17 protein-coding genes are annotated in these 18,927 nt (G+C 65.4%); 3 read left to right on the top strand and 14 right to left on the bottom strand.

All coding sequences use genetic code 11. The features are described 5' to 3' along the window. Nucleotides 1-50: 50 nt before the first annotated feature. From INQ41_RS02680 to INQ41_RS02665, 4 genes are all read right to left on the bottom strand, one after another. Complete coding sequence (locus INQ41_RS02680) at nt 51-641, bottom strand: hypothetical protein (protein WP_193985989.1); 591 nt, start codon at nt 639-641, stop codon at nt 51-53. A 190-nt stretch (nt 642-831) separates the two neighbouring features. Next, nucleotides 832-1,848: an OmpA family protein gene (locus INQ41_RS02675; RefSeq protein WP_193985987.1), complete on the bottom strand. Its 1,017-nt coding sequence runs from the start codon at nt 1,846-1,848 to the stop codon at nt 832-834. 248 nt (nt 1,849-2,096) lie between these two features. Beyond that, nucleotides 2,097-3,152, bottom strand: a complete 1,056-nt coding sequence (locus INQ41_RS02670; protein WP_193985985.1) for an OmpA family protein — start codon at nt 3,150-3,152, stop codon at nt 2,097-2,099. Between the two features lie 200 nt (nt 3,153-3,352). Then, entirely contained in the window at nt 3,353-4,816 is a 1,464-nt protein-coding gene (locus INQ41_RS02665; protein ID WP_193985983.1) for a bifunctional 2-methylcitrate dehydratase/aconitate hydratase, read from the bottom strand. A 144-nt stretch (nt 4,817-4,960) separates the two neighbouring features. Here INQ41_RS02665 and INQ41_RS02660 point away from each other — a divergent pair, with 144 nt between their 5' ends. Together INQ41_RS02660 and INQ41_RS02655 are read left to right on the top strand one after the other, a co-directional pair. Beyond that, nucleotides 4,961-6,991: an NADPH-dependent 2,4-dienoyl-CoA reductase gene (locus tag INQ41_RS02660; protein WP_193985981.1), complete on the top strand. Its 2,031-nt coding sequence runs from the start codon at nt 4,961-4,963 to the stop codon at nt 6,989-6,991. A 359-nt stretch (nt 6,992-7,350) separates the two neighbouring features. After that, nucleotides 7,351-7,821, top strand: coding sequence for a cell wall hydrolase (locus INQ41_RS02655; RefSeq protein WP_193985979.1), 471 nt, complete (start codon nt 7,351-7,353; stop codon nt 7,819-7,821). 150 nt (nt 7,822-7,971) lie between these two features. On the opposite strand, the gene prpC is transcribed toward INQ41_RS02655, so the two are convergent. The 4 genes from prpC to INQ41_RS02635 form a co-directional block, all read right to left on the bottom strand. Then, entirely contained in the window at nt 7,972-9,123 is a 1,152-nt protein-coding gene (prpC, locus tag INQ41_RS02650) for a bifunctional 2-methylcitrate synthase/citrate synthase (RefSeq protein WP_193985977.1), read from the bottom strand. Nucleotides 9,124-9,319: 196 nt separating this feature from the next. Next, the gene (locus tag INQ41_RS02645; protein WP_193985975.1) at nt 9,320-10,306 is read right to left on the bottom strand and encodes a malate dehydrogenase; all 987 of its coding nucleotides are present in this window, start codon (nt 10,304-10,306) and stop codon (nt 9,320-9,322) included. A 45-nt stretch (nt 10,307-10,351) separates the two neighbouring features. After that, nucleotides 10,352-11,557 carry an aminotransferase class I/II-fold pyridoxal phosphate-dependent enzyme gene (locus INQ41_RS02640; protein ID WP_193985973.1) on the bottom strand — a complete coding sequence of 402 codons (1,206 nt, stop codon included), beginning with the start codon at nt 11,555-11,557 and terminating at the stop codon, nt 10,352-10,354. Nucleotides 11,558-11,720: 163 nt separating this feature from the next. Beyond that, complete coding sequence (locus tag INQ41_RS02635; protein ID WP_193985971.1) at nt 11,721-12,227, bottom strand: peptidylprolyl isomerase; 507 nt, start codon at nt 12,225-12,227, stop codon at nt 11,721-11,723. 148 nt (nt 12,228-12,375) lie between these two features. Between INQ41_RS02635 and typA the strand changes: the two genes are divergently transcribed. After that, nucleotides 12,376-14,202 carry a translational GTPase TypA gene (gene typA / locus INQ41_RS02630; protein WP_193987170.1) on the top strand — a complete coding sequence of 609 codons (1,827 nt, stop codon included), beginning with the start codon at nt 12,376-12,378 and terminating at the stop codon, nt 14,200-14,202. Between the two features lie 100 nt (nt 14,203-14,302). Here typA and INQ41_RS02625 read toward each other — a convergent pair whose 3' ends face one another. The 6 genes from INQ41_RS02625 to rpsK form a co-directional block, all read right to left on the bottom strand. Then, a complete protein-coding gene (locus INQ41_RS02625; RefSeq protein ID WP_193987169.1) occupies nt 14,303-15,700 on the bottom strand; it encodes a class II 3-deoxy-7-phosphoheptulonate synthase in 1,398 nt (465 codons plus the stop codon). Nucleotides 15,701-15,803: 103 nt separating this feature from the next. Continuing rightward, a complete protein-coding gene (locus INQ41_RS02620; protein ID WP_193985969.1) occupies nt 15,804-16,313 on the bottom strand; it encodes a disulfide bond formation protein B in 510 nt (169 codons plus the stop codon). A gap of 127 nt (nt 16,314-16,440) precedes the next feature. Then, nucleotides 16,441-16,815, bottom strand: coding sequence for a 50S ribosomal protein L17 (rplQ, locus tag INQ41_RS02615; RefSeq protein ID WP_043959562.1), 375 nt, complete (start codon nt 16,813-16,815; stop codon nt 16,441-16,443). Nucleotides 16,816-16,831: 16 nt separating this feature from the next. Next, the gene (locus INQ41_RS02610; protein ID WP_193985967.1) at nt 16,832-17,830 is read right to left on the bottom strand and encodes a DNA-directed RNA polymerase subunit alpha; all 999 of its coding nucleotides are present in this window, start codon (nt 17,828-17,830) and stop codon (nt 16,832-16,834) included. Nucleotides 17,831-17,889: 59 nt separating this feature from the next. Next, nucleotides 17,890-18,519 carry a 30S ribosomal protein S4 gene (rpsD, locus tag INQ41_RS02605; protein ID WP_043959560.1) on the bottom strand — a complete coding sequence of 210 codons (630 nt, stop codon included), beginning with the start codon at nt 18,517-18,519 and terminating at the stop codon, nt 17,890-17,892. A gap of 14 nt (nt 18,520-18,533) precedes the next feature. Then, nucleotides 18,534-18,926 carry a 30S ribosomal protein S11 gene (rpsK, locus tag INQ41_RS02600; protein ID WP_043959559.1) on the bottom strand — a complete coding sequence of 131 codons (393 nt, stop codon included), beginning with the start codon at nt 18,924-18,926 and terminating at the stop codon, nt 18,534-18,536. Nucleotide 18,927: the final 1 nt, after the last annotated feature.

Raw genomic sequence — 18,927 nt, 5'->3', positions numbered from 1 at the left:
TTCTGGATTTGACCATGGTCGAAAATCCGGGTTTGCTCTATCTAAACCGCCTACTGATCCTGGACCGGCGTCTCTGCGGCCTCGACTGCCTCCGCGGCCGGGACCGCTGCGGCGGCAGGAATCCGCATGAACTTGCCGCCGACCACCTGCAAGCCCTTGGCCTTCATCCACTCGTCGAACGCGTCAGCGGTCATCCGCTGGCCGTTCTCGCTCATGTTGAACCGCCACGGCGTGTTGTCGAATTCGGTACGCGGCTTGTAGGCGGCCGGATCGGTCGCCGTGGGCACGGCGCCGGTGGTGGCCGTCGAAGCCGTGGCTCCCGGCACCGCCGGGGCAACCGTGGCCGCAGGCAAGCTGGCCGGAGATACCGGCGGCGCGATGCTGGCAAACGTGGCGCAGCTCTCAAGCTGCTTGCGGAACATCACCTGCTCGGCGGAAAGCGACTCGCTCAAGGCCTGTGATAGAACGCCTGCGGGCGCCCCCAACTGGCGGCCCGGGGTACGGAACTCCGAGGCGACCGGGACGATGACGGTGCGCTGGACCGGCACGGCCGGCGCCGACAAGCTGCTGCAAGCAGGGCTTTGCGCGCCCGCCACGCCGGCGGATGACAACAGGACGAGAAAAGCAGCGGCACGCAACATGTCGAACTCCCTGGAAACGGCTTCTGGACACCGCGTCCAGTCATCGGCAGTGTATGCGCCGCCTTGGCGTTGAACAACCGCAAGCGCATCAGCTGCCCGGCCAACAGTCGGAAAACACGAAGCCCGGCACGATGGCCGGGCTTCGGTAGCGCGCAGGACGCCCGCAGGCGCCCTGTTGTTGCAGACGTGCTTAGTTCTGCACGTTCAACTCGGTGCGGCGGTTCTCGGCGCGACCGGCCGGGTTGTCCGAACCGTCCGGGTTGGTGTTCGGCGCGATCGGGCGGCTCTCGCCGTAACCGTTCGGGCCCACCAGGCGACCGGCGTCAACGCCGTTGCTGGTCAGGTAGTCGTACACGGCGCTCGCGCGACGCTCCGACAGGGCCTGGTTGTACGCATCCGAACCCTTGGAGTCGGTGTGGCCGGCCACTTCGACACGCAGCTCGGGGTAGCGCTGCAGGATCTGCGCAGCTTCGTTCAGGACCGAAACCGCATCCGGGCGCAGGTTCGACTTGTCGAACTCGAAGTTCACGCCACGCAGGTCGATGGTCACCGGGATCGGAGCCTCTTCAACCGGAGCAGCCGGCGCCGGAGCGACCGGAGCAGGCGCCACGGCAGCCACAGGCTCCGGGCCCAGCGGGATGATCACGCCAACGGTAGCCAGCAGGTCACCGAACCAGCTCTCGTTCGGGTTGTGGACGCTCTGGTCGTCGAAGTCACCACGGTAGGCCAACTCGGTGCGCACACCAAAGCGACCCATGTTGGCCTGCAGACCGGCACCGACCTTCGCGGCCAGGTTGCCGTCAACGCGCTGACCGGGCGAGTTCGGGTTCGGGAACGCGTCGAACTCTTCCTCGGCGCGCTGGTAGCCCAGGCCCATCAGCAGGTACGGGTTCCAGTTGCGGCCTTCGGCCAGGAAGTGGTAGCGCGCGTCCAGCGAGATGCCGTACTGGCTCCAGTTCAGGTCCTGGTTGGCGTCGAAGTTCGGGTTCTGGTAGTTCAGCTCACCGTCGATCGACCAGTTCGGGCTGACGAACTTGCCCAAGCCCAGCGCCAGGAACGGGGCGTCGTTGGTGCCGCGGTCGCTGTCCTGCAGGTTGAAACCGGTGGAACCGGTCAGGTACCAGCGGTCATCGAATTCCTGCGCATTGGCGGCCGAGGCAAATGCCAGGCCGGCGAGCAGCGCGGCGCTCATCAAGCGAATTTTCATGGAAGCTCCTTCAGTGGATCCGGGGGAAATGGTTGGGCGACACATCGGTTGTGCAACACATCGCTGGAACAGGCAGGTCACTTCGGATAGGCGGCACGACGCCGCCACGAGCCGCAGTCACAATCGTGATGATACACCTTTTCAAACGTTTTATTAACAAGCGCCGAAAACAACGAAGCCCGGCATCTCTGCCGGGCTTCGGGTTTGCGTCACGGCTGCAGGACGACCTGCAGCGGTGAATGCCTCACTCAGTTCTGAACGTTCAACTCGGTGCGACGGTTGCGCTCGTTGCGGCAGCCAGGCTGCGTCTGCTCGGTCTGCTCCAGCGGACGGCTCTCGCCGTAGCCGATCGGGCCGGCCAGACGGCTGGAATCGATGCCGTTGGAAGTCATGTAGTCATACACGGCCCGGGCACGACGCTCCGACAGCGACTGGTTGTACGCATCCGAACCGCAGAGGTCGGTGTGACCCGCCACTTCAACGCGGACTTCCGGGTAACGACGCAGGATTTCCAGCGCCTCGTTGAGGATCGCCAGCGAATCGGCGCGCAGGGTCGACTTGTCGAAGTCGAAGTTCACGCCACGCAGATCGATGGTGACCGGAACCGGAGCTTCCTGGACAGGCGGGGCCGGCGGCGGCGGCGGCGCGGGAGCAACCGGAACCATCGGCTCGGGACCCAGCGGAACCACGACACCGACCGAGGCCAGCACGTCACCGAACCAGTCAGCGCCATCATCGCGCGGCACGTCGTCGCTCAGGAACGCGCCAACGCTGTCGTCGTGCGCATCAATGCGGTAGGCCAACTCGGTGCGGATCTTGACGCGACCCACATCGCCCTGGGCACCGAAACCGAGCTTGCCGGCGACGTGGCCGTCCTTCTGCACGCTGGGGGCACCGTTGCGGGTGAAGCGCGCGGGCAGCAGCGGGTTGGACGGATCAAACTCTTCCTCGGCGCGCTGGTAGCCCAGGCCCATCAGCACGTACGGGTTCCAGTTCCGGCCTTCGGCCAGGAAGTGGTAACGCGCGTCGAGCGAGATACCGTACTGGCTCCAGTTGAGATCCTGGTTGCGATCCGCCTTCGGCTTCTGGTAGTTCAGCTCGGCGTCGAGCGACCAGTTCGGGTTGAGGAACTTGCCCACACCCAGAGCCAGGAACGGCGCATCGCGGGAATCGCGCTTGTTGTCCTGGATGTTCATGCCCGCGGAACCGGTCAGGTACCAGCGGTCATCGAACTCTTGAGCGCTTGCGGCGCCGGCGAACGCAAGGCCACCAAGCATGGCTGCGCAAAGGAGTTTCTTGTTCATTCGTGTATCTCCGTATGGATCGAAACTGGTATGGAACGGGTCTGTAGAAATCGGGGTGCGTGTTTCGGTAGCGCTTGTGGACGGCTGCCGTTTTGACGCCATCGGGGTGAAGCCTAGGGTCGCGACCGTGAAGGCCGTGTTAACAGGCGACTAACAATTGACTAAGTTCCCGCAGCGCGGCCGGACGTATCGCGGCTCGTTCAGTTCGAAAACAGATCCATGAAGTCGGTGACGGCAAGCGATTCCAGTTGCGTTGGCGCATTTGCAAGCGTCATCAACCGGTCCGACCGCTCGGCAGAAAGCCGGCCGCGCATGGCGCGTTCGAACTTGTCCATCAGCACCGGTATTCCCTCCGCCCGGCGCTCCCGATGGCCAATGGGAACATCCACCGTGATCTTTTGCGTATTGGTCCCGTCCTTGAAAAACACCTGGACCGAGTTCCCGATATAGCGCTTGGCGGGATCGGAATAGTCCCGGGTAAACCGCGGGTCCTCGCTCACCGTCATCTTGTCCCGGAGCGCATCGATGCGCGGGTCGGCGGCAACCGCGTCGCTGTAGTCATTGGCAGTGAGGCGCCCGAACAGCAAGGGCACGGCGACCATGTATTGCAGGCAGTGGTCGCGGTCGGCGTAGTTGGACAGGGGACCGGTCTTGTCGATGATGCGGATGGCCGCCTGCTGGGTTTCCAGTTCGATCCGCTCGATCGCATCGACGCCGCCTGCGTCCAGTTGCTGCTGCACCTGCGCATGCAATTGCATGGCGCACTCAACCGCGGTCTGGGCGTGGAACTCGGCGGGGAAGCTGAGCTTGAACAGGATGTTTTCCATCACGTAGCTGCCAAAGGGGCGCTCGAAGGAGAAGGGCCGGCCGTCGCAGGCAACGTCATAGAAGCCCCAGGTCGGCGCTGTCAGCGCGCTGGGGCAGCCGACCTCGCCACGCAGGGCGTTGAGTGCGTGGGTTACCGCGCGTCGGCAGGCGTCCCCGGCGGCCCAACTTTTGCGGGGACTGGTATTGGGCGCGTGGCGATAGGTGCGCAGGACGCCGTTGTCCATCCAGCTGTGTGACAGCGCCGACCAGATCGCGTCACGGTCACCGCCGAGCATCCGCGTCGCCACCGCGGTCGATGCCAGGCGCACCAGGATAACGTGGTCCAACCCGAGGCGGTTGAACGCGTTCTCGAGCGCGTAGCAGCCCTGGATTTCATGGGCCTTGATCGCCCAGCCGAGCACGTCGCGAACGGTCATCGGTGCCCTGCCTTCCTGCTGCGCAATCCGGCCCAGATAATCCGCCACGCCGAGGATCGCGCCGAGGTTGTCGGACGGGTGTCCCCACTCCGCCGCCAGCCAAGTGTCGTTGAAGTCCAGCCAGCGGATCTGCACGCCGATGTTGTAGGCCGCCTGCACCGGGTCCAGCTGAAATCCGGTGAACGGGACGCGCGCGCCGTCTTTCAGGTCCGCACCGGGGACCAGCGGCCCGAGATGGGCGACGCATTCGGCGTGCTCCATCGCCAACGCCGCGCATGCCAGCGAATCCAGCAGCATGTAGCGCGCCGTGTCGTAGGCCTCCATCGAATCGACCGTGTAATCCAGCACGTAGTCGGCCACGTCCAGCATCGGCTGGTCTGGCGAGGGGCGGATCGCAGAACGGCTGTCGGGCTGACTCATCGGCGGGGCTCCACGGTGCGGGGTGACCACTGTGCCTGCCCGCTCATAAGCGGGACGTGGACGTACACGGCGGACCGCGCATGCACACTTGCCGGTCCATGCAATTGGCGGCATCGTGGCTGATCCATACGGCCGCGTACTTTCATGACCGACCCGCACCCGCTGTATCCGCATCTGTTTTCCCCGCTGGACCTGGGGTTCTGCCGCCTGCCCAACCGGGTGCTGATGGGCTCGATGCACACGGGCCTGGAAGACCGGGCGGCCGACTTCCCCAAGCTGGCGGCGTATTTCGCCGAGCGTGCGGAGGCAGGCGTGGCGCTGATGGTGACCGGCGGCTTCGCGCCCAACATCAGCGGCTGGCTGAAGCCGTTCGGCGGCAAACTGAGCCGGTCGTGGGAGGTGCGCAAGCATCGCCGGGTCACCAATGCCGTCCACAGCCACGATGGCCGCATCTGCCTGCAGATCCTGCACGCTGGGCGCTACGGCTATCACCCGCTGCAGGTCGCGCCCAGCCGGATCAAGTCGCCGATCAATCCGTTCACCCCGCGCGCGTTGTCGACACGCGGCGTGGAGCGCCAGATCGCGGCGTTCGTGCGGACCGCCCAGCTCGCCCGCGATGCGGGTTATGACGGCGTGGAGGTGATGGGCTCGGAGGGCTACCTGCTGAACCAGTTCACCGCGCCGCGGACCAATCGCCGCGGGGACGGGTTTGGTGGTGATGCGGACCGGCGCATGCGCTTTGCGGTGGAGATCGTGCGGCGCATCCGCGAGGCGTGCGGGCCGGACTTCATCCTCATCTACCGCCTGTCGATGATCGACCTGGTTGATGACGCGCTCAGCTGGGAGGAGGTCCTGGCCCAGGCACGTGCGGTGGAGACCGCCGGCGCCACGCTGATCAACACCGGTATCGGCTGGCACGAATCACGGGTGCCGACGATCGCCACTTCGGTCCCCCGCGGCGCCTTCAGCGGCATCACCGCGCGTCTGCGGCCGGCCGTCGGCGTGCCGGTGATTGCCACCAACCGGATCAACATGCCCGAGACCGCCGAACGCATCCTTGCCGGCGGCGAGGCCGACATGGTCTCGATGGCGCGTCCGCTGCTGGCCGATCCGCAGTGGGTCGCCAAGGCGCGCACGCGGCGCAGCGACGAGATCAACACCTGCATCGCCTGCAACCAGGCCTGCCTGGACCACGTGTTCGCCAACAGGCGCGCCAGTTGCCTGGTCAATCCGCGCGCGTGCGCCGAAACCGAACTGCGCTACACCCCGACCGCCTCGTCGCAGCGCATCGCGGTCGTCGGCGCGGGGCCGGCGGGACTGGCCTGCGCGACCGTTGCCGCCCAACGCGGCCACCGGGTCACCCTGTTCGAAGCCGCCAGCCGGATCGGCGGCCAGTTCAACCTGGCCAAGCGGATCCCCGGCAAGGAGGAATTCCACGAGACCCTGCGCTACTTCCAGCGCCAGATCGAGCTGACCGGCGTCGAGCTGCGGCTGGAGTCGCGCGCCACGAAGGCGGATCTGGCCGGCTTCGACCATGTGGTGCTCGCCACAGGCGTGGTCGCGCGCGAGGTGGAATTCCCCGGCGCGGACCATCCCAGCGTGGTCCGTTACGCGGATGTCCTGCAGGGGAATGTCGAAGTCGGCGCCCGCGTGGCCATCATCGGCGCCGGCGGGATCGGATTTGACGTTGCCGAATTTCTCGCGCAGGCCGGCGGATCGCCCACGCTGGAACCCGCGCGCTGGCGCAGGGAATGGGGAGTGGACCTGGACTACACCGAAAATCGTGGCGGCCTGGTGCCGGCTGCGGCCGAAGCCCCGGCGCGCGCGCTGTGGTTGCTCCAGCGTAGCGAAGGCAAGCTGGGCGCCCGCCTGGGCAAGACCACCGGCTGGATCCACCGCGCCACTCTGAAGCACAAGCAGGTGACGATGATCAGCGGCGTGGAGTATCTGCGCGTCGACGACGCGGGGCTGCACGTGCGGATCGGCGGCGCAGTGGAGGTGTTGCCCGTGGACCACGTGGTGATCTGCGCCGGCCAGGTTTCCTTCAAGCCGTTGGCGCACCAGCTGAACGATCACATCGGGAAGGTCCACGTCATCGGCGGTGCTGAGCTGGCGTCCGAGCTGGACGCAAAACGGGCGATCGATCAGGGCTGTCGAGTGGCCGCTGCACTCTGATCCATCGCCGGCAAAGCCTGAACAGGGGTTTCCCGACCTCAAATTCAGACTTCTGTTCAGCTTGTCGTGAAACCGTGACGGAGCAAGGGCTCACAGAATCGGACCGGTACAAACCGTGCCCACACGAACCTGAACGCGGCGCCTTGTTCACGTTGCATTTATATTCCGGTCGCTACCGTGCCGCAACTTTCCCAGTCACCACCCCTTGGTGACATCCACCCTCCCGCCTTCTGCGGGACAAGGTGAAGGGGCCAAGCGCGCCATAGAGCCGCCGCCTCCCCAGTACGCCATGTCGGCAATCGGCCGTGCTCTTCGGAGTGCGATCACCGTTGCCGGCGCAACGGAGCAAGGAGTTCGTCATGAAACTGGCCTGGATCCTGTGGTTGGCCTCGGTTCTATCCCCGCAAAGCGCAGACTCGCTTTGCCTGAGCACCACCTTGTACCTGGAAGCACGCAACCAGTCGGTGCAGGGACAGCAAGCGGTCGCCGAGGTCGCGCTGCGTCGCCGCGACAGCGGCTTGTGGGGCGACAGCGTCTGCGACGTGGTTACCGCGCGCAAGCAGTTCGCGCCGACCATCGTCTCGCCCAATACCCGCCTGAGCAACACCGAGGCGTGGGCCGAATCGGTAACAATCGCGCTCGAAGCGCAGCGCAACTGGGAACTGCCTGCCGGTGAGCGCCTGGAAATCGTGCCCGGCGCCAGCCATTTCGCCGCGTTGTCGATTGCCAGCCCGAACTGGCGCAATGCGTATCGGGTCGCCACCATCGGCGACCACACCTTCCTTAAGGTGCAGAACCTCGCTCCTTCGAGTCTTCCGGTCGGCACCTGAGCGCACCGCCAGCGGCCGCGCAGGCAATTGCCCCAGTCATCGGCAGACGATGACCGTCCGCCTGCGCTGAACCAGACGTCGCTGCACAAAAAAGGCCACGCAGATGCGCGGCCTTTTGCATGCTGCCGCGTCACGCGACCTCGCGATCGCTCAGCGCTTGTCCAGCTCCACGTAATCCTTGTCTTCGGGACCGACGTAGGTCGCGCTCGGGCGGATGATCTTGCCGTCCTCGCGCTGCTCGATCACGTGGGCGCTCCAGCCCGTCGTCCGCGCGATCACGAACAGCGGGGTGAACATCGCGGTCGGGATACCCATCATGTGGTACGCCGACGCGCTGTACCAGTCGAGGTTGGGGAACATCTTCTTGCTGTCCATCATCAGGTTCTCGATGCGCTCGGAGACATCGAACAACACCTGGTTGCCACCGTCCTCGCACAGGGTGCGGCTGATCTCCTTGATGATCGGATTGCGCGGATCCCCGACGGTGTACACCGGGTGGCCGAAGCCGATGACGATCTCCTTGCGCTCCATGCGCGCGCGGATGTCGGCCTCGGCCTCGTCGGCGCTGCTGTAGCGGCTGATGATGTCCATCGCCACTTCGTTGGCGCCGCCGTGCTTGGGTCCGCGCAGCGCGCCGATGGCGCCCGTCAGGCACGAGTACAGATCCGACCCCGTGCCGGCGATCACGCGACCGGCGAAGGTGGAGGCGTTGAACTCGTGCTCGGCGTACAGCACCAGCGATTTGTCCAGCGCATCGGCATGCAGCGCGCTGGCCGGCTCACCGTGCAGCAGGTGGAGAAAATGCGCGGCGACGCTGTCGTCTTCGGTTTCGACATCGATCCGGCGGCCGTTGCGGGTGAAGTGCCACCAGTACAGCAACATCGAGCCGAAGCTGGCGATCAGGCGATCGGCGATGTCGCGCGCCTCCGATGCCGGATGCGTGTCCCGTTCGGGCAACACCGTGCCCAGCATCGAGCAGCCGGTGCGGAGCACGTCCATCGGATGGGCGTTGGCCGGCACCAGCTCAAGCACTTCGGTCACCAGCGCCGGCAAACCCCGCAGGCGACGCAGTTTCGTCTTGTACGCCGCCAGCTGGGCGCGGGTGGGTAGCACGCCGTGCACGAGCAGGTGGGCGACCTCTTCGAAACTCGACTTGGTCGCGAGATCGTGGATGTCGTAGCCGCGGTAATGCAGGTCATTCCCGCTGAGGCCCACGGTGCACAGCGCGGTATTCCCGGCCGGGGTGCCGCTGAGGGCAACGGATTTTTTCTGCTTCGGCTTGGTAACGGGGGTGTCGCTCATCTCGGCTCCAATGGTGATGGTCCAGACCGTGTTCCGGCGGCTTGTGGTCGTCGGACGGCGTACGTGAATGGCGGTGTCGAGCGGCGCCGGAGACGGCGCGGCACGGATCACCATTCTAGCCGAGGCGCGGCACTGGCCGGCCCTGAACGCGACGGGGCAGCCGAAGCTGCCCCGTCGGAATCTCTATCCGGCGTGCTCAGCCCAGCAGGTGCGCAACCCCGGCGCGCTCTTCTTCCAGTTCGGCGAGCGTTTTGTCCATCGCGGCGCGACTGAAGTCGTCGACTTCCAGGCCTTCCACGCGCGTGTACTTGCCGTTTTCGGAGATCACCGGCACGCCGTAGATGATGCCCTCGGGGATGCCGTAGCTGCCGTCGGAGGGGACGCCCATGGTCACCCACTTGCCGTCGCTGCCCAGCACCCAGTCACGCATGTGGTCGATGGCGGCATTGGCCGCCGAGGCCGCCGAGGACAGGCCGCGCGCCTCGATGATCGCTGCGCCCCGCTTGCCGACCTGCGGAATGAAGGTGTTGGCGTTCCAGTCGGCGTCGTTGATCCTGTCTTTCAGCGACTCGCCGTTGACGGTGGCGAAGCGGTAGTCGGGGTACATGGTCGGGCTGTGGTTGCCCCACACGACCAGCTTCTCGATGTCGCCGACCGGCACGCCGGCCTTGTTGGCGAGCTGCGACAGCGCGCGGTTGTGGTCCAGGCGCAGCATCGCGGTGAAGTTGGCCGGGTCCAGATCGGGCGCGGACTTCATCGCAATGTAGGCGTTGGTGTTGGCCGGGTTGCCCACCACCAGCACCTTGACATCGCGGCTGGCGACCTTGTTCAGCGCCGCGCCTTGGGCGGTGAAGATCTTCGCGTTCTCCAGCAGCAGGTCCTTGCGCTCCATGCCCGGGCCACGCGGGCGCGCGCCAACCAGCAGGGCGAAGTCGGCATCCTTGAAGGCGACTTCGGCGTCATCGGTACCGATGATGCCGGCCAGCAGCGGAAACGCGCAGTCTTCCAGCTCCATCATCACGCCCTTCAGTGCGGCCTGGGCTTTCTCCATCGGCAGCTCGAGCATCTGCAGGATCACCGGCTGGTCCTTGCCGAGCATCTCGCCGGACGCGATGCGGAACAGCAGGGAGTAACCGATCTGGCCGGCAGCGCCGGTAACGGCAACGCGAACGGGATTCTTCATGGGGGCTCCTGACACAGGTGGGGATGCGGGACGGGAAGCGTCGACTCAGTTCAATTCGGCGAAAAATTCGGCAAACCGCTGCAGGCCCGGGGCCAGCTGCGGGGTCGGGCAGGTGTAGCTGATGCGCACGGCACGCGGCTCACCGAAGGCCGAACCGGGCACGCACGCCACGCCCTTGGTTTCCAGCAGCACGCTGCAGAATGTCAGGTCGTCAGCGATCGCCAGACCGCTGGGACCGTGCACCCGACCGAACGCGACGCTGACATCGGGAAACGCGTAGAACGCGCCCTGCGGACGCGGGCAGACCACGCCGGGGATTGCGTCCATCACGTCCATGACCTGGTCGCGCTTGGCCTGGAACTCGCGCCGCTTGGCGGCCGGCACATCCTGCGGCCCTGCCATTGCGGCCACCGCTGCCGCCTGGACGACCTCGGGGATGCTGGTGATGTGGTTGGAATTGAGTGTGGCAATCGCCTTGGCGACCGACTCCGGACCCGCCATCAGGCCCACGCGCCAACCGGGCATGCCGTAGGTCTTGGACAGCGAGTCGACAAAGATCAGCCGATCACGCAGTTCCGGCCGGGCGTGGGCGAAGTTGTGGTAGCCCAGCTCGTCGAACACCATCGCGTGGTAGATGTCGTCGGTGATGATCCAGGTATCGGGATAGCGCACCAGCACGTCGGCCAACGCAGCGATCTCCTCCCTGCCGTAGACCATGCCGGTGGGATTGGACGGGTTGTTGAACAGGAACACCCGCGGCTTCTTCTCCAGCGCGGCCTCAAGCTGCTGCGGCGTCAGCTTGTAGTCCTGGGCGGCAGGACACGGCAGCAGATCGACCTTCGCGTTGACGATGGCCGCGATGTCGCGGTAGCTGGTCCAGTACGGCACCGCGAACGCGATGGTGTCGCCCTCGTCGAGCAGCGCCTCGGCCAGGTTGTAGATCACCTGCTTGGCGCCAATTCCGCTGGCCAGATTGGCCACGGTGTAACCGGTCAGGCCGATTTTTTCCAGGTGCGCGAGGAAGGCCTCCAGCAGCGCGTCGGAGCCGCGGTTGCTGCCGTACTGGCCGCTGTCGTGGGCCAGGGATTCGCGCGCCGCGGCATAGATGTGGTCGCCGGGCAGGAAGTTGGGCACGCCGATCGAGAAGTTGATGATGTCGCGGCCTTCGGCCTTCAGCCGTTTGGCCTTCTCGGCGACCTGCATGATCGCGCTGGGCTGGGCCCGACCGATGCGCTGGGCAAACTGGGGCATCGCAACAATCTCAAAGGATAAGGAGTGGTGAGGTGGGCACAGCAACCAGGCCGGACATCAGGCGCCGGCGGGGGTTGCTTCGAAGCGACCAGGCGTTTCAAGGTCTTGTATCGCAAACGGGTCTCACGGCGCGCGGCGGCGCGCCGGAAATGATCGCACCCGATCAGCTGCCTTGCGCGGCGTCGAGGGTCTTGTTCCACTCCGCAACGCGGTCGGCCTTGGCCGCCAGTGCCGCATCGGCGTCGCCTTCGATCTTGACCGACTTGATCTTGTCGCCCTGCTTGACGCTGTCAACGATCTCCTGGCCTTCGATCACCTTGCCGAACACGGTGTGCTTGCCATCCAGCCATGAGCACGGCACGTGGGTGATGAAGAACTGGCTGCCGTTCGTGCCCGGGCCCGCATTGGCCATCGACAGCACGCCGCGCTCGTGGGCCAGGCCGTTGCCGGTCTCGTCTTCGAAACGGTAGCCGGGACCGCCGGTGCCGGTGCCCTGCGGGCAGCCGCCCTGGACCATGAAATCGGCCAGGACGCGGTGGAAATTCAGGCCGTCGTAGAAGCCGCGCTGGGCCAGGTTGACGAAGTTGGCGACCGTCAGCGGCGCCTTGTCGGCGGCCAGCTCAATGCGGATCGGGCCGCGCTCGGTATCGAAATTGGCTATCAGGCTCATGTCGTGACTCCGGTTTTCTCAAGGGGGCGCTTGGGTGAACGCCAGACCCCCAAGTTTAACCCACCCTGCGCCGGTTACCGCGCCGAACTCGCGGGCATATATACTGGCGGACTTCCTTATGAAAGCTGCCTACGCGCCGCTCTACCCCATGTCCATCGAACGCCTTCGCAATATCGCCATCGTCGCCCACGTTGACCACGGCAAAACCACCATCGTTGATTGCCTGCTCAAGCAGTCCGGCACGTTCTCCGACCGCACTGTGCTGGCCGAGCGGGTGATGGACAGCAACGACCAGGAAAAGGAACGTGGCATCACGATCCTGGCCAAGAATACCGCCATCACCTGGCAGGGCAACCGGATCAACATCGTCGACACCCCTGGACACGCCGACTTCGGCGGCGAGGTCGAGCGCGTGCTCTCGATGGTCGACTCGGTACTGATCCTGGTGGATGCGATGGACGGGCCGATGCCGCAGACGCGCTTCGTCACCCAGAAGGCATTCGCGATGGGCTTCAAGCCGATCGTGGTGATCAACAAGATCGACCGTCCCGGCGCGCGTCCGGACTGGGTGATCGACCAGGTGTTCGACCTGTTCGACAAGCTCGGCGCGACCAACGAGCAGCTCGACTTCCCGATCGTCTACACCTCCGCGCTGCACGGCTATGCCGGTCTGGAGGACACGGTGCGCGACGGCGACATGACCGCGCTGTACGAGGCGATCATGAAGCACGTGCCGCCGCCGGCGGTGGACCCCGACGGTCCGTTCCAGATGCGCATCAGCCAGCTGGACTACAACAGCTTCGTCGGCCTGATCGGCGTCGGGCGCATCCAGCGCGGCAAGGTGCGCACCAACATGCCGGTCACCGTGATCGACCGCGAAGGCAAGAAGCGCCAGGCCAAGGTGTTGCAGGTGCTGGGCTTCATGGGCCTGGAGCGGGTCGAGGTGGAAGAGGCCGAAGCCGGCGACATCATCGCCATCTCCGGTGTGCAGGACCTGGGCATTTCCGACACGCTGTGCTCGGTGGACAAGCCCGAGGCGCTGCCGCCGTTGACCGTGGACGAGCCGACCATCTCGATGACCTTCCAGGTCAACAACTCGCCGTTCGCCGGCCGCAAGGACTTCAGCGGCGGCAAGTTCATCACCAGCCGCCAGATCCGCGAGCGCCTGGAGCGCGAGACGCTGCACAACGTCGCCCTCAAGGTCGAGGAAGGCTCGGATCCGGACAAGTTCCTGGTGTCCGGCCGCGGCGAGCTGCACCTGTCGGTGCTGATCGAGACCATGCGCCGCGAAGGCTTCGAGCTGGCGGTGTCGCGCCCGGAAGTGATCATCAAGGAGATCGACGGCCAGTTGATGGAGCCGGTCGAGCAGCTGGTGGTCGATATCGAGGAGCAGCACCAGGGCGGCGTGATGGAGAAGCTGGGCATCCGCAAGGGCCAGCTGAAGAACATGGAGTCCGACGGCAAGGGACGCGTGCGTCTGGATTACATGATCCCCGCGCGCGGCCTGATCGGCTTCCAGAACGAGTTCAAGACCCTGACCCAGGGCACCGGCCTGCTGTTCCATGTGTTCGACCATTACGGCCCGCGCGAGGTCGGCGCGATCGCCAAGCGCCCCAACGGCGTGATGATCTCCAACTCGGCCGGCGCCACCCCCGCCTATTCACTGGGGCCACTGGAAGAGCGCGGCAAGCTGTTTGCCGCCGAGGGCGACAACGTCTACGAAGGCCAGCTCATCGGCATCCACTCCAAGGACAACGACCTCACCGTCAACCCGATCAAGACCAAGCCGCTGACCAACATGCGCGCCTCGGGCAAGGACGATGCGATCAAGCTGACGCCGGCGATCAAGTTCACCCTGGAGCAGGCGCTGGACTTCATCGAGGACGACGAGCTGGTCGAGGTGACGCCGAGGGAAATCCGCCTTCGCAAGAAGCACCTGACCGAGACCGACCGCAAGCGCGCCAGCCGCAGCTGAGCGCCCGCAACCGCCCCGTGCACCACGCGCGGGGCGGACACGAAAAGGCCGCCCATCACGGGCGGCTTTTTTGTTGCTGCACCTGTGCCGGCTGTCCGGCCTATGCGCTCTTGTCGGCCGCCGAGAGCTGCGACTGCTTGCGCACGATCAGCATCGCGACCTCCAGCGCCTGCTCGTAGTTCAGCCGCGGGTCGACGGTGGAATGGTACGCACGCTCCAGGTCGACTTCGGTCAGGCCGCGCGCGCCACCGGTGCACTCGGTGACGTCCTCGCCGGTCAGCTCCAGATGCGCCCCACCCAACCGGGTCCCGGCGGCGGCGTGCAGGTCAAAGGCCAGCTCCAGCTCGTCGCCGATGTTGGCGAACTTGCGCGTCTTGTAACCATTCGCGGTGGCTTCGGTGTTGCCATGCATCGGGTCGCACACCCACAGCACGCGGCGACCGTCGCGGCGTACCGCATCCAGCAGCGGCGGCAGTTTCTCGGCGATATGCGCCGCGCCCATGCGATGGATCAGCGTCAGGCGACCCGGCTCGTCCTGGGGGTTGAGCACATCCACCACCCGCATCAGCTGATCCGGCGTGACCGAGGGCCCGACCTTGACGGCTATCGGGTTGCGGATGCCACGGAAGTACTCGACGTGGGCGCCGTCGATCGCCGCCGTACGCATGCCGATCCACGGGTAATGGGTGCTCAGGTTGAACCAGCCCCAGTGACGCGGCACCTGGCGGGTGAACGACTCCTCGTACGGCAGCAGCAGCGCCTCGTGCGAGGTGTAGAAGTCGACCCGGTCCAGGTTGCGGACCGATCCGCCCGACAGCGTTTCCATGAAACGGACCGCATCGCCGATGGACTCGACCATGTGGCGGTACTCGGCGGCCAGCGGCGAGTGCCCGACCCAGTCGAGGTTCCAGTACTCGGGATGCCGCAGATCGGCAAACCCGCCGTCGATCAGCGCACGCACGAAATTCATCGTCATCGCCGAACGCGCATGCGCCTTGACCATGCGCCGTGGATCCGGGCGTCGCGCGGCAGCTTCGAACAACGGCGCATTGACCATGTCGCCGCGGTAGCTCGGCAGGGTCACGCCATCAATCGTCTCGCTGTCGGCCGAACGCGGCTTGGCGTACTGGCCGGCAAACCGCCCTACCCGCACGACCGGCTTGCGCATGCCGTGCACGAGCACCAGGCTCATCTGCAACAGCACCTTCAGGCGGTTCGAAATGACGTCCGACGAGCACGCATCGAAGGTCTCGGCGCAATCACCGCCCTGCAACACGAAGCACTTGCCTTCCTGGGCGTCGGCGATCTGCTGCTTGAGCGCGAGGATTTCCCAGGACGTCACCAGCGGCGGCAGCGCCCGCAGCTCCGCGAGCACCCCGGCAAGCTCCTCGGCGTCGCCGTAGGTCGGCAACTGGAGCGCGGTGCGCTCGCGCCAGGAGGTCGGGTTCCAGTTCTCGGGGAGATTCACGGGGTGCAGGCTACGTTCGGCGGTGGGCATGGCGTCAGGACTTTTGTTGCGAAGCAGCATTACATCATCCATGCGGACCGACCCAGTTGCAACGCCGCCCCGCGGGCGTCGTCCATCGGGTGTTGCAGTGGTTTCAGTCGCTACGCGCGGCCGCGTACAGGGCCCAGGCGCCCAGCAGAACAAACCAGATCAGGCTCCAGGCCGGCATCGCCAGGCCGAGAAAGCTCCAGTCCACTTCCGCGCACTCGCCCGATCCGGTCATGACCTTGCGGATCACGCCGGTCAAAGGCATCGCTTCGAGCATGTAGTCCAGTCCCGGGCCGCAGGCAGGCACCTGGTCGGGCGGCAGATGCTGCAGACGGACGTGGTTGCCGGCCACTGCCATCCCAACCAGGGCAGCCAGGAAGGCCAGTCCGCCGTATGTTCGTCGCCCCGCCCGCGCGAGCGGTGCGTGCACTCCGCCGATCAGGAACACCAGCCCGAGCGCCGCAAATGCGACCCGCTGGAAGATGCACAACGGACACGGCAGCAGCCCGCCGTAGAATTGCGTGTAGAGCGCGTAGCCGATCAGGCCGGCGCAGGCAAGAAAGCCCAGCAGGAAACGGCGGCGGAAACGGGAGGCAGGCGTTGCGGGTGTCGTCATGGGGCTACACGATACGGACTTGTGGCGCATGCGCAAAGCGATGCGCGCTTAACGCAAAAACCCCGGCACACGGCCAGGGTTGATGCGCTCGACAGGGCGTTACCACCACGTCGCAGTCGAGGAGCGATTACTCCGCCGCGGATTGCGGACGGTCAACCAGTTCCACGTAGGCCATCGGCGCATTGTCACCGGCACGGAAGCCGCACTTGAGGATGCGCAGGTAACCACCCGGACGCGCGCTGTAACGCGGGCCGAGTTCGACGAACAGCGTACCCACCGCTTCCTTGTCGCGCAGGCGCGAGAAGGCGAGGCGACGGTTGGCAACGCCATCCGTCTTGCCAAGGGTGATCAGCGGCTCCGCCACGCGGCGCAGCTCCTTGGCCTTGGGCAGGGTCGTACGGATTGCTCCGTGCTTGATGAGCGACGCGGCCATATTGGTGAACATCGCATCGCGATGGGCACTGGTACGGTTGAATTTGCGTCCTGATTTCTGGTGGCGCATGAGTGTTGTTTCCTGTTTAGCCCATCATGCCGTGCGAGGCGATGCCTGCAGGCGGCCAGTTTTCGAGCTTCATGCCGAGCGAGAGGCCGCGCTGGGCAAGCACTTCCTTGATCTCGGTGAGCGACTTCTTGCCGAGGTTCGGCGTCTTCAGCAGTTCGACTTCGGTCTTCTGGATCAGATCGCCGACGTAGTAGATGCTTTCCGCCTTGAGGCAGTTGGCCGAGCGCACGGTCAGTTCCAGATCGTCGATCGGACGCAGCAACACCGGATCGATCCCGGTGCTGGCCGGCTTGGCTGCACCGCGCTCGCGCTGGGTGAAGTCGCCGAACACCGACAGCTGGTCACTGAGCACTTCCGCGGCGGTGCGAACCGCCTCTTCCGCGTCGATGGTGCCGTTGGTCTCGATGTCGATGATCAGCTTGTCCAGGTCGGTGCGCTGCTCGACGCGTGCGGCTTCCACCGAGTACGCCACGCGGCGGACCGGGCTGAAGCTCGCATCCAGCATGAGACGACCGATGGTGCGGGTCTCCTCCTCCGGATTGCGGCGGCTGGTCGCGGGCTGGTAGCCGTAACCACGCTCGACCTTGATGCGCATACTGAGCGCGGTGTCCTTGGTCAAGTGCGCGATCACGTGGTCGCCGTTGACGACTTCGACGTTGTGGTCGGTCTTGATATCAGCCGCGGTCACCACGCCGGGACCCTGCTTGCTCAGCGACAGGGTCGCCGACTCGCCGGAGTGCATGGTGATGGCGACGTCCTTCAGGTTGAGCAGGACCTCGAGCACGTCCTCCTGCAATCCTTCGACCGTGGTGTATTCGTGCAGCACGCCATCGATCTCGACTTCGGTAATCGCAAAGCCCGGGATCGAGGACAGCAGGACCCGGCGCAACGCGTTGCCCAGCGTGTGACCGTAGCCACGCTCGAGCGGCTCGATGACCACCCGTGCGCGGTTGTCGGTGAGGCGTTCGATCTGGGGACCGCGTGGGCGCAGCACCTGATTGGCGGTAACCGTCATTTTGTGGAGTCTCCTGTGAGCCCACGACCCGGCGGGTCGGAGGCTCAAGAACAGATGGATTACTTCGAGTACAGCTCGATGATCAGCGCTTCGTTGATGTCCGCCGACAGGTCCGTACGCTCCGGAATCGCCTTGAAGACACCTGCGAACTTCTTGCTGTCCACATCGATCCAGGACGGCGACAGGTCCATCTGCTGCGACACGGTCAGCGACTCCTGCACGCGCAACTGCTTCTGCGCACGCTCGGACAACGCAATCGCGTCACCGGCCTTGACCTGGTAGGAAGGCAGGTTGACCGACTTGCCGTTGACCGTGACACCGCGGTGCGACACCAGCTGGCGCGCGGCCGGCCGGGTCACCGCAAAGCCCATGCGGTAAACGACGTTGTCGAGACGGGTTTCGAGCAACTGCAACAGGATTTCACCCGTGTTGCCGCGCTTCGCCGCCGCCTTCTTGTAGTAGTTCCGGAACTGGCGCTCAAGCAAGCCGTAAGTGCGCTTGACCTTCTGCTTCTCACGGAGCTGGTTGGCGTAATCGGACATCTTGCCGCGACGGAGCGTCGCGCCATGCTGACCGGGCTTCTGCTCGAGCTTGCACTTGGAGTCAAGCGCGCGCGAGGCGGACTTGAGGCCGAGATCGACGCCTTCGCGACGGGCAAGTTTGCAGGTGGGACCAATATAACGAGCCATTCTTCTTCAGCTCCTCAGACGCGACGCTTTTTCGGCGGGCGGCAACCGTTGTGCGGAATCGGCGTCACGTCGATGATGTTGATGATCTTGTACCCGACGTTGTTCAGCGAACGAACGGCGGATTCCCGACCCGGACCCGGGCCCTTGATGCGCACTTCCAACGACTTGACGCCGTAGTCGAGCGCAGCACGGCCGGCCTTTTCGGCCGCCACTTGGGCGGCAAACGGGGTCGACTTGCGCGAACCGCGGAAACCCGCGCCGCCCGACGTCGCCCACGAGAGCGCATTGCCCTGGCGGTCGGTGATCGTGATGATGGTGTTGTTGAACGAAGCGTGGACGTGCGCAACGCCGTCGGTGACGACGCGCTTGACCTTCTTCTTCGTCTTCGAGCCGCTTGGATTGGCCATG

The organism is Lysobacter ciconiae, assembly GCF_015209725.1.
Taxonomy (GTDB): Bacteria; Pseudomonadota; Gammaproteobacteria; order Xanthomonadales; family Xanthomonadaceae; genus Novilysobacter; species Novilysobacter ciconiae.
The sequence above is the reverse complement of the archived record's forward strand: the minus strand, read 5'-3'. Positions and strand labels throughout refer to the sequence as shown.